Annotated in this window: 6 protein-coding genes and 7 pseudogenes; 11 read left to right on the top strand and 2 right to left on the bottom strand. The window is 33.1% G+C overall.

Annotated elements, in window-relative coordinates:
* Nucleotides 1–702 (bottom strand): annotated as a pseudogene (locus J582_RS26450) (IS5-like element ISAba27 family transposase); the annotation flags it as partial.
* A gap of 41 nt (nt 703–743) precedes the next feature.
* Between J582_RS26450 and J582_RS23545 the strand changes: the two are divergent.
* From J582_RS23545 to J582_RS27155, 10 genes and pseudogenes are all read left to right on the top strand, one after another.
* Nucleotides 744–1,397, top strand: a pseudogene (locus J582_RS23545) (hypothetical protein); the annotation flags it as partial.
* 48 nt (nt 1,398–1,445) lie between these two features.
* On the top strand, nt 1,446–1,865 hold the full coding sequence (locus J582_RS27380; RefSeq protein ID WP_227556670.1) for a hypothetical protein: 420 nt from the start codon (nt 1,446–1,448) through the stop codon (nt 1,863–1,865).
* Entirely contained in the window at nt 1,862–2,197 is a 336-nt protein-coding gene (locus J582_RS27375) for a barstar family protein (RefSeq protein WP_227556669.1), read from the top strand. The genes J582_RS27380 and J582_RS27375 overlap by 4 nt, the downstream gene beginning before the upstream one ends.
* 27 nt (nt 2,198–2,224) lie before the next feature.
* Nucleotides 2,225–2,521, top strand: a complete 297-nt coding sequence (locus J582_RS23540; RefSeq protein WP_032048724.1) for a hypothetical protein — start codon at nt 2,225–2,227, stop codon at nt 2,519–2,521.
* Nucleotides 2,522–2,616: 95 nt separating this feature from the next.
* Entirely contained in the window at nt 2,617–3,876 is a 1,260-nt protein-coding gene (locus J582_RS23535; protein ID WP_032048723.1) for a ParB/Srx family N-terminal domain-containing protein, read from the top strand.
* Between the two features lie 778 nt (nt 3,877–4,654).
* Nucleotides 4,655–5,287 (top strand): annotated as a pseudogene (locus tag J582_RS23530) (type VI secretion system tip protein VgrG); the annotation flags it as partial.
* A gap of 70 nt (nt 5,288–5,357) precedes the next feature.
* Nucleotides 5,358–8,188: pseudogene (locus tag J582_RS23525) on the top strand (DUF6531 domain-containing protein); the annotation flags it as partial.
* 116 nt (nt 8,189–8,304) lie between these two features.
* Nucleotides 8,305–8,745: pseudogene (locus tag J582_RS27370) on the top strand (hypothetical protein).
* 179 nt (nt 8,746–8,924) lie between these two features.
* Nucleotides 8,925–9,416, top strand: a complete 492-nt coding sequence (locus J582_RS23520) for a hypothetical protein (protein ID WP_032048718.1) — start codon at nt 8,925–8,927, stop codon at nt 9,414–9,416.
* A gap of 732 nt (nt 9,417–10,148) precedes the next feature.
* The gene (locus tag J582_RS27155; protein ID WP_227556668.1) at nt 10,149–10,676 is read left to right on the top strand and encodes a hypothetical protein; all 528 of its coding nucleotides are present in this window, start codon (nt 10,149–10,151) and stop codon (nt 10,674–10,676) included.
* A 107-nt stretch (nt 10,677–10,783) separates the two neighbouring features.
* Here J582_RS27155 and J582_RS27365 read toward each other — a convergent pair.
* A pseudogene (locus J582_RS27365) lies at nt 10,784–10,936 on the bottom strand (hypothetical protein); the annotation flags it as partial.
* Between the two features lie 73 nt (nt 10,937–11,009).
* Here J582_RS27365 and J582_RS23505 point away from each other — a divergent pair.
* A pseudogene (locus J582_RS23505) lies at nt 11,010–11,505 on the top strand (IS256-like element ISAba26 family transposase); the annotation flags it as partial.

Genomic DNA, 11,505 nt, shown 5'->3' with positions numbered 1-11,505 from the left:
TATGTTCGATCACAACTCGTATTTTTCCAATCATTTTATTGTACTTTTTCTCAACATCAAATAAGGGTAAATTCTTCTTTTTCTTTATTGGCATCAATAATTTAAAGCCATCTTGCTCTAATCCGTAGTACCCTAAATCGGTCATAACATATTTACAATGTTTGAATTTTTTAACCGTTCTTCTTGCCAATTTAATGTCATGCTGACTGCCATTCGATATATCTAGCCCTATGATTTGTTTGCTGTTCGGATGATAGATCACTTGTGCTTTTAGCGTATGTTTCTTCTTTTTACCACTGTAGAACTTACTCTGATTTTTTTTTCGGACGTTCTATTGAACATTCTGTCGCATCAATAATGACCCAGTTAAACTGTTCGTCTGCTGTGGTAATGCTTCGTTTTCAGAGTAAACCGTCTTGATTTCATCAATGCATCTTCAACCTTTTTAATGGTTCGATTCACATTACTTTCAGCGATATGGTAATTTGCAGCCAACTCCAATTGAGTGCTGTAATTCCGTAAGTAATTGAGTGTTAATAATAATTGATCCTCTATAGCTAAAGTATGAGGACGCCCAGATTTCTTTTTAAGTGATTCTACTTCTTTTAAAACTTCGATCATTTCACTAAAAACTGGTCGAGGTACACCAACCAAGCGCTGGAATTCAGAATCTGAAAAACGATTTAATTTCTGATATCTCATGAAATTTAGATTGAGGTGGTTTTTACTTTCGCAAGAGGTCTAATAATTTGCAACAGGTTGAAAAGTCTTTGGAGATTTTTAATAGTTATCTCGGAAAAAATAATTATTGCTATTGTTATATAATGATTGAATCTCGGCATAAGCTCACTACAGAATTAAAAGAAAATAATATAGCAAATCGTTTAATTCTTTCTGAAAACTTTACTTTTAATGGTGAAGAACTCTCTATTGAATTTGATCCAGATTTTGATCTTATAACAAAAAACAACTTAGAAGATTTTGAAAAATTTAAAAAGAAAGAAGAGCTATTGATTCGTCTTTCAAATGAAACTATAGGTAAAAAGAGATGGCTAAATTTTACAAAGCTAGAAAAAAAATGCTGGTTAGATTTTGCTTATTTTAGAATGAACGAAAGAGGGGAACCTTTATCATTAAATATAACAGTTGATGGTAAATACCTACTGTGTGAAGAAGATGTGTATTGTTATTTTGGAGAGGAGGTTTATGGGGTATTAGGATACTTAGGTTATAACTTTAATGCATTTGCTGATGTACTGCGGGATTTGCCTTTAAAAGTTAAATGGATAAATTTTCAGTACTCTAAAGATAATTTTGAGTCGAAAGAAGATTTTTATCATTTAGATGATTTTATTGAAGTGTTAAAAAAATACTCGTCATTAGAAATTTCATATTAGTAACCCGTCAAAATTTAAAAATAAAGCAGAGATAGAGGAAAATATTATATGAGTTCTGAACTTACAGAAGAGTATATTTTTTATATTGAAATAAGTGAATTTAGTGAGTTTGATGATGATGTAACTATTTGGAGCGGATATCTTTCAGAAAATTGTGTAATCACTGATACTCAAGTTGTTTTTCATGGTTTTTTTGGTGAGGGTGAAATAAATAAAGATAAAAAAAGTAAAAAGTATAAGTATGATATCTATGGCATTAATTTATTCTTCTTAAAAGAAAATAACGAATATTTCGGGGTTTTAGGTTCTAGTATTGAATCTTTTGAAGTGAAAGATAATAAATTGATATTAAATTTATGCGAAGAGGAGACTTATTTTGATGAGTTTAAATTTGATTTAATTAAGAAATATCGAAAAAATCAGCTTAGATTACAAGATTGGTGTAATTTAAACGAAGAAGAGAAATGAAGTGGATAGAAGTTTCGCATTGGGTTCAACAGTACAAGCCTCTAGACCTAGTAAGTTCAATAGTTATAGATGGTAGAAATATTAAGTCATTTAATGATTTCTTATGCTGTATAGGTGAGGAAGTGAATGGATTGATGGGCTACTTTGGTTCTAGTTTTGGTGGTTTGTCGGATAGTCTCACTGGTGGGATTGGTTGTATAACTGTACCTTTAAACATTACTTGGAAGTACTTTGAAGAAACAAAGTATTCTTTTAATAACTATTATACTCCTGATGATTTTGAATACTTGATTGAGATTTTAAACGAAAAATCTACTTTAAATATTACGTAATGTTAAATAGAGGGTATTGTATATAATATGCATGCTAAAACATTAGTTAATAGTTATTTGAATATTGAAAATATTTCAATAGAAAAGTTAAAAAAGCTTTTTAATGAAAATAACGCTCATAATTTAGATATATTTGAAGATGTTAATTCTCTAGTTTTTAAATTAGATAGTATCAGTCTAGCAACTGATCTATATGAAGTATTGGTCTATGTTTGTAAGATAGATATTTTATCAGTGCATAATTTAAAAATAGCATATTACAAGACCATTTTTAATATGGACTATAATATTATTGACGATTTTTTCGTTACTCTAATCGATTGATCTATAACTATATTCATCAAAATGACATCGATTAGTCATCTAAATGAAACTCTGTTGATTAAAAATAATCCAATTTATTGGGGTAGTTTCCAGACATACAGAAAAAATCTTATAAAGTTCTAAGTTTAGTATTTCTTGTTGCGAGCATGATGGCTATTACTGCCTGCAATGATAGCCAAGATCAGCAATCTACAGTAGTTTCCCCAACACCTACAGATACCCGTGACCAGCGTTTTCTAACAGCAAAAACAAATGACGTAATTCAAGTTACGCTTGCTGATTTGATCCCAACGCAGGGTGCAATTGGTTATGATCAAATTTATTATAAATTAGGGCGTTGGCAAGGTGATTTACAGCGCCCAACTTGGCAAGCAGATCCAGTCAATCAATTAGTTTATTTAAATAAAACCATTGGCAAAAAGTTTAGCGATTATTGTGAAGCGATTGGTGCAAAAGGTCGTGATGATTTTACAACTCTGCAAGACCTTCAAAAAGCCAATTTAAAACAATTGGAGACATTTAACTGTCAAGAACAGCCGGGCACTGAAACGGCTGATTTGAAAACAGTGGTTGTGGGTTATGATGGGCGCCTTTATTTGACTGATGGTCATCATACAATGACCGAATTCCGTGAGCTGCCTGATGGCGGTGGTCAACTTAAAGTATGGGTAAAAGTTGTTGGCAATTATAGCGATAGTAAAACTGCGGATGAGTTTTGGGCGAAAATGCTTGCCAATGGCCAAGCATGGTTAAGAGATGGGAAAAACCAACCGATTTCATATCAACAATTACCTAAAAACTTAGGCCTGAAATCTGCAACTAACCCTGACGGTATGCAAAATAATCCATATCGTTCACTGGTCTATTTCACACGTGATATTGGTTATAGCAAAGTTGCAAATGCAACGGACTATACTGAGTTTTTATGGGAAGATTGGTTTAACAAGCAAATCGCTAATAATCTGGTTCATCCTTTAAGTTTTTATCATACCGATGCGAGTGTGTATGGTGCTGCAGATGTATTGGCAACTACTGAAATAAAAAGTGACTTAACTGTATCGGGCAGTGCAACAGGCTATCAGGCAGCGGTTGCTGATTATTCCTTACTGATGGGAAGTACCAAACCGACTGATATTATTTATGGTACTTCAACTGCCGCAGATTTGGGCGCGTTACAGCATATGAAAAATGCCGCTAAAGGTTCTGTTACGGCGACTTCAATTTCTAATCTTGCAGATTTGACCCGTGACGAAATTAAGAAAGATAAAACGCCTCGTACAGGTGGAAGTATTTGGTATGCGGTAAATTACAAGTTATGTGGAAAACCGGCTACAGGAACGTGCTGGGGTTGGTAATTCACGAATATTTAATAAGAAAGGGGTGAGTAAATTCACTCCTTTTTTATATGGATAAATCATTAGCGTTTGATCAGAATAGAATTAATTATTTAAAAATAAAAAAACATAACTTGCTCTCACTTAAATCCTAAACACCTCACCTTACACACACTATTAAGATTTTTACCATTTTTATAAACTCTAATTTAACAATAACTTGTTGATTATTTAGCCTTACTTTTTTAATGATCTAATTTAAAACAAATGTCATTTTGTGTGCTTGACTGTAAGAGAGTTGGGAACTATTCTTTGCCTGCTGGCCACATTGCCAGTCGGTCGTCGCAGACCGGGAAAACAAAGTCGATATGCAAAATGCTTATTTTGTGTGTCGGGAACTCGTTCGCCCCCTTTTTCTCTACGGTAGGGCGGAAGGGGGACACCTTCGGGTGTGCTGGTTCCTTTGTTTCCAGTCTGCGAACCCCCTTTCGTTCTGCCACCATAATTTTAATGTCTTGGCAGAACTCCCTATAAAAAGGAGTTGGCTTTGCACATCCATTATTTCTTGGCAGCCTTTGCCAAAAGCTATAACGACACCACTTAAATCATCTTTAAACAGTTTGTTGGCCTTTAAGGTTCTCAGGCTTTAAGTCATTACGGCTCAAAAATTTGTATCAACAATAAAACTTGAGATGTGCCAAGCACAGTCTTTATGGCTTTGCTGTGCCTTTTTTTCTCCCAAAAAGGGCACAGGCTTTTTTCTCGTTTAGAAACAACAAGAATTTATAACGGTAAAACTATGTCGCTACTGCGAAGTTATGGTGGAGATAAGTTCTTTAAGCAAAATAGCTATAAGGTCATTGATTCATTAGGTAAGCAAATTACAGGCAAACTTGATGGGAATGGTTTTGCACAAGTAACAGGTATTGCACCCGGACCAGCTAAAGTAGTTTTTGAGAAGGATAATACCAGTGCATGGCTACAAAGCAGTGATTTTAATCGTAAATACACTTGGGCTGAGCCAGTCAAAAGTGTTCAAGGATTATTGAAAAATACCCTAGGAGCAGTGCGGCAAAATACGATGTCTCAGTTGCAAAATAATCTTCTTTCAACTGATAAAAATAGTTTCAAAAACTTGGGTAAAAATACTTTAGATAATTTAGCTGGGCAAGCAGTAGGTCAGATTAAAAATCAAGTAACCAATACCGCGCTCAATACTGTTTCTAAACAACTTAATCTCAATTTATCTGCCGATCAAATGAAAAGTCTTGGTCAAATGGCGATAAACCCAAACCAGTCTCTTGAAATGCTAAAAGAGCAAAGCCAAGGTTTTTTGAGTGATCAAATGACCGCAAAATTATCTAAGTCCACAAATCAAGATTCACATATTCAGCAAGGGGCTTTAGATAATTTTATTCGGTCAAAAAAGTAGATTGGATGAATAGAGCGATCCAACATAGAAAAATATTGTTGTAATTTAATGAATTAAAGGTTTTATATTAATGGCTAATGAGAATACACAACATAAAGAAATTAAAAAACAACCTACTGTTGAACTTGCTGTTTTTAACTTAAATAGCGTGACGGATGTAGCAGACTTGCAAATGATCGCAAGTCAGATTCAGTTGTATTTACAAGTGTGCGGAAATACCTCATTAGAACAAATAAAAAGTAAGGCCAACATAACCACGGTTGCTAATATCTTTGCATTGACAGGTAGTGTACTAGACCTAATGCTCTATGCTACAGATAAGAAAACTGGTGAAGCTGCTGCACAACGTGGAGCATTACTTGCTGCAAATTTAATTGGTTTATTTTCAGAACCGAATAACGAAGCTCATGCGCGCATGGCTTTACGTCCGATGTTTGGTTTAATGGCAGAGTGCTTATATCGAGAAAATGGAAAAATTAAAGAAACAGATATTAAGCGTTTAGGTTTGCATCTCAATGCGATGATCGCTGGAGATTTAGAGAAGTTTTTAAAAGAGACTCAAGCGAAGTTAGGCAGTTTACTTACTAGTGCTACAACATTGGGTGTAACCATCCTACAAAGCATGGCGACCCCTGCAACAGGTATAAATGCAGGAATAACCACTGTGGCAGGTGCGAGTGCAGAAAAACGAGATCCGAAACTCAAATTTAACAACTGGGCTGTTCCACTCATTGATTTATTAGGGAAGCCGAGCCAAGCAGACTTAACCCCTAAAATACAACCAAATATAACAAGTCGTTTGCAACAAGAAGCAACTCAAGCTATTGCAGCTTTAAGTCAAACTTTACAGCAACAAGCAAACGCTGGCCAAAAATATACTTTGGCATGGCTATTACAAGAAACACTGAAAGCTATACAAGCTTTAGAAAACAAAGGCAGTGCAAGTGTGCCAATCAACCAGACGGGGGAATATGAACGCCATACGAAAGGAGACACTTTAGAGTTTGTAAGTTTACAGGCTGATGCTTTAAATGCTCCTCCATGTGAAGGTGCTGATTCACAATCTGGAAAAAGTATTAGCTATTCAATTGGTGCTGAAAGGGTTCAACATGCAGACTTCTATTTACCGAAAATAGGTTTTTCTTTTATAAGGCAATATAACTCACAAATGGATGAGTTTGATCAAAGTACGGTCGGTGCACGTTGGATGATGCCATTCTCCAATATGATTCAACAAACTGCTCAAGGCTATCTATTTATTGATAGTAAAGGTCGAAAGCATCAACTGCCATCTTCTATTACACTTGAAACTTATGAAGTGCCTTATGAGGGATGGATTATTAAACCCCTTAAAAATGGGGAATTAATTTTAGATTTTGGAGGTGAATGGAGATCTCATTTTCAAAGCTTTGATGGGGGAAAAAACTATTATTTAGTTAAAAAAATGAATGAGACTTCTCAAGAGGAAATTCTTCTAGAGTATCTTTTGTTAGATCACATAGCATATTTAAAGGTTATCAATTTTAAATTTAAACAAGCAGAGTATGAGCTGAAATTTGCTTTTAATGAGCAAGTTAAAATCATTGCGGTGTTTTTAGATGATAAAGCCGAACCATTAGCGCGTTATGAATATGATACCCAAGGGAACCTAATTAAAGCCATTGATCAGAATGGCTATACAAGAACCTATGAATATAACCAATTTCATCAACTAACGCGTTATACAGACCGTACAGGGCGTGGACAAAATATTCGCTATGAATCAACTGAAGCCAAAGCTAAAGCAATAGAAGAATGGGCTGATGATGGCAGTTTCCATACCAAACTAAAATGGCATCCCCGCTTACGCCAAGTGGCGGTTTATGATGCTTATGATGTTCCAACTTATTATTACTTCGATCTTGATGGGTTTACTTATCGAACTCGTTTAGCGGATGGGCGTGAGTCATGGTATAGCCGTGATGGGAAAAAGCGCATTACTCGGCAAATCGATTTTGATGGGCGAGAAACTCAACAAGAATACAATGATCAAGATCAACTTGCTAAGATTGTTCAGCCAAACGGTGGGATAATTCGTTTTGCATATAATAAAAATAATATGCCAATCGAAATTAAAGATGCTGAAGGTAATATTTGGAAACGTGAATATGATACTCAAGGTAATGTTAGCAAAGAGATCAATCCTTTAGGTCAGATTACACAGTATAAATATAACAATGATAATCAATTGATTGAAGTTATTGATGCAAAAGGTGGTGTTAAAAAAATTCAATATAATGAATTGGGGCAGATGATTTCATATAGTGATTGCTCTGAAAAAAGTAGTTATTGGGAATATGATAGAAATGGAAAACTACTTTCTCAAAATAATGCCGATATGCAGAAAGTACAATTTATCTATAGTAGTAACAATAACGACCAGTTAGAAACAATTATTTATCCTGATGGGTTAAAAGAACACTTTAAATATGATGAAGAAGGACGTTTACTTAAACATACCGATACTAAAGGTTTAGTAACGGAATATAAGTACAATCGAGTTGGCTTATTAGAGCAGCGTATTGATGCCAATCGTCATAGCGTAACTTATCAATGGGACAAACAAGGCCGCATTCAAAAGCTGATTAACCAGAATCAAGCTGAATATTTGTTTGGATACAATCCGTATGATATTTGATACGTGAGCATGCCTTTGATGGAGAGGAAAAGCACTATATTTACAATGAGAACGGAAGGTTATTTCAAATCCGTCAACCAAATATACTGACTCAATTTGACTATTATGCAGATGGACAAATTGCTTCGAAAAGCTTTACCCATTTACATACAGGGCAGAAACAAATAGAAAAATTTGACTATAACCTGAATAATCAACTGAGCCGAGTCAGTAATGAGGTTAGCCTTAGCCCTACTTCTAAAACTGTGACTACGTTTAAAGGCGGCGATTTATATATGACTGATTATAATAAAGATATAGTCTCTTATAGTTATAATAAATCGGGTTTGGATATATGTAAATGATTTATATGAGAAATTTATTGAAATTAATATCTTCATTTTCTTTGTTAATACCAATAGGTTGTTCTAATGGAGTACATGAGCAACCTTCTAATAAATATCCATTTGAAGAAAAAATGAAAGTATTATTAGGGAATAATCTTGAAATTATAGATTCTATAAATAAATATGAAGCACAAGTTTCTTATTTTGAATTTACTAAAGACTCTAGGAAATTGGATAAAATAGTCAGGTATTTAGATAAAGATGGATGGGTGTTAAAAGGGCAAGGGTAGGGAGTTGATACATATTGTTTAGGTCCAAATAACAAAATTAATATAGTCAACCCAACCTTTGGCAAGATTCAAGATTATAAAGGCGGGGAGTTGAAAATAACTAACTATAATGTTAATACGGTTTTGTATCGTTACTATAAGTGGGGAGATGATCTGTGTGAATAAATGCGAAGTGAAATACTTGCTGCTAATACGTGAAAGCAATGCTGTAAAAAACAGGTGAGATTCTGAGTTAATTGTAAGAATATCCGATCTTAATGGTAATATAAATGGTACTACTAGATTTTGTAAAATTTTAGATGCTGAGAAACCTATTGAAAATAATAGATTAGAGGGATTAAGTAATGGAAACATGGAATAAAGTCTTTTTAAAACTTATGATTATTATTCTAATTGGAGCTTTCTGTGTTTCATGCGATACCATAACGAAAAGTGAAGTAACTATTGTTGAAAATAAGAATATAGTAATTGAAAAATTTAAAAGTGATGCTGAATATATTTTTGGTAAAAAAATTTTAGATGAAAAAAAATTTTCTTCCTATAATTCCGAGCGATTGATATTTCAAGTGAAAGATCTAGAGCAAAATAGTGATAATTTTATAGATAAAATAGATGGTCTGTTGAATAAGAGGGGATGGAACTATAAAGAAAAATACAAAGAAGCTTACATTTATTGTGATAGAGATATGAATCAACTTGAGCTAGTTCCTCCTATAAAGATAGGTACAGTTATGCAATCTGGAGAAGGACAGTCATTGAATCAGTTAGTAGATTATTGGAATATAGGTTTTATCCATTCTAGACATAAACGTTATGTATGTAATATGAATAGTTGATTGGGATAAATTATTATGATTATGAGAAAATTCATATTTTCTTTATTCATTTTTGGTCTCTATTGCTTCCTAATAGCATGTAGTACTAACGCAACTAGCTTACAAGAGCTTTCTAAGGAGTTGTTCAGTGAATATCCATATGAAATTGATACTGATAGAAATAAAAGCTCTACTCAATTAATTGTGATAAAAATAAATAAAGAAAATTTTTCGATTAATGATTGTGATAAAATTAAAAAAACTATTAAGCAAGAATTTGGATTTTGTTGATTCATATGATAATTATTATAATAGACCTCTTGCGTTAGTCAAAATTTAATCAGTGATAATTGTTGATTTTTAAATAAATATCAAAGTCTAAAATAGTTAAAAATGATACTTTCGCAAGAGGCCTAATTTTTGTAATACTAATAATTATTCTATAGATATATTAAATCCTATTCATGATAGAAATTACACAAGAGAGGGTGATGAAGTTAACTTTAAGAGTAAAGATTATTGGTGTTTTGCATTGTACTATAATAAATTGGAAGTTAATAATTGTGTGGAATACTATAATGAGTAATTTTTTAATTATTTGAATAAAATTATTTGAATTTGTGCTGTTTTTTTTAATTTGATAATCTAGTTTTTAGGTTTTGATTGGATTTTTAATTTATTATTAAAATCTAAACTTAATAGTTAGTTTTTAAAATATAAGAAGGAGTTATAGTTAAAATTAATTTTTTAATATTGATTGCTGGTCTTAGTCTTTTATCAGCATGCAATAAAGATGGTGAGATAAAACCACAATCTAAAAGTCCGAATGAAGCAGCTCTACATGATTATAGCAATGTTCCTGCAGAACAATTTAAAGAGAAATTAAGTTTTTTCAAAGAACAATTGGATAAAATCTTTATTGATCAAAAATTTATTTTGAGAGACGAGGGTATTGCTTTTGCTCCTACTCAAAGCTTTCTTGTTGTTCAAATTCCTGTAGAGAGATTAAATGAGGAAACCTATCAAAGAAACATAGTTCCTAGAATCAAAGATAATGGTTGGATTCTTGAGAAGAGTATAAAGAATGCTGATGTTTTTTGTAATGGTAAGAAATATCAGTTAGAGATTATTCGGCCTAAAGATTACTCTAAAGAAATTATTAATGAAGAAAATAGGTTAACTTTAACTCCAATTGAAAAGGAATGGAATATTGGCATGTACTATCAGGAACAAGGAACATTATTCTGTGGAGATAAATTACCATTAATTACTATAAAATAAAAATATAGGGCTTGGCTTATTTTTTAGTATATCTACTTTGAAAGATTATAGCCCTATATTTTAAATCATATATATGAATATGGTGAAGTTAAAGATTTAATTCCTATCTATTCAGACTGAGCTAAGTCACGTTCACGACATGATAATTCATAGTAATTACCTTTTGGTAGAGAACGGATTTTAAAGCCATAGTAATCACTGGTTGACTCTATAGGACCGACACTACATTGATTTGTTTTTGCAAATTTTTCAATCAATGGGACTGTTCTAAATTTTGTGTAAGTACTTAATTTTCATTTATCCTTCAGAGGATAATTACAAAAGGTACTTCACATGGATGAAGCAACAATCAAAAGTATGGCTGCCGAATTGGCTAAAGGTCTAAAAACACCAGAAGACTTAAACCAAATGACAGCAGTCTTTAAAAAATTCATGATTGAAACTGCACTCAATACTGAACTTTCAGACCATCTCGGTTATGAAAAGCATCAGCCCAAGAAAGGCTCAAATAGCCGTAATGGGTTTAGTTCTAAAACCATTACAACTCAAGATGGACAACTGGCTTTAGATATTCCCCGTGATCGAGAAGGTTCATTTGAGCCACAAATTATCAAAAAGCACCAAACACGCATCACCAGTATGGATGACCAAATCCTCTCACTGTATGCAAAAGGAATGACTAATAGGGAAATTGTAGCCTTCTTCAAAGAAATGTACGATGCCGATGTGTCAGCATCTCTCATCAGCAAAGTTACCGATGCTGTGATTGAGCAAGTGACTGAGTGGCAAAATAGAGCCTTAGATAGCCTTTATCCTGTTGTCTATCTTG

This window comes from Acinetobacter sp. 1566109, assembly GCF_000582255.1.
GTDB lineage: Bacteria > Pseudomonadota > Gammaproteobacteria > Pseudomonadales > Moraxellaceae > Acinetobacter > Acinetobacter nosocomialis.
Note: the sequence above shows the minus strand (reverse complement) of the source record. Positions and strands in the feature narration are given on the sequence as shown.

What these genes read in the sequence shown, in the direction of transcription:
- J582_RS27380 (WP_227556670.1), top strand. Translation starts at nt 1,446, where the DNA reads ATGAGTTCTGAACTTACAGAAGAGTATATTTTTTATATTGAAATAAGT.
- J582_RS27375 (WP_227556669.1), top strand. Translation starts at nt 1,862, where the DNA reads ATGAAGTGGATAGAAGTTTCGCATTGGGTTCAACAGTACAAGCCTCTA.
- J582_RS23540 (WP_032048724.1), top strand. Translation starts at nt 2,225, where the DNA reads ATGCATGCTAAAACATTAGTTAATAGTTATTTGAATATTGAAAATATT.
- J582_RS23520 (WP_032048718.1), top strand. Translation starts at nt 8,925, where the DNA reads ATGGAAACATGGAATAAAGTCTTTTTAAAACTTATGATTATTATTCTA.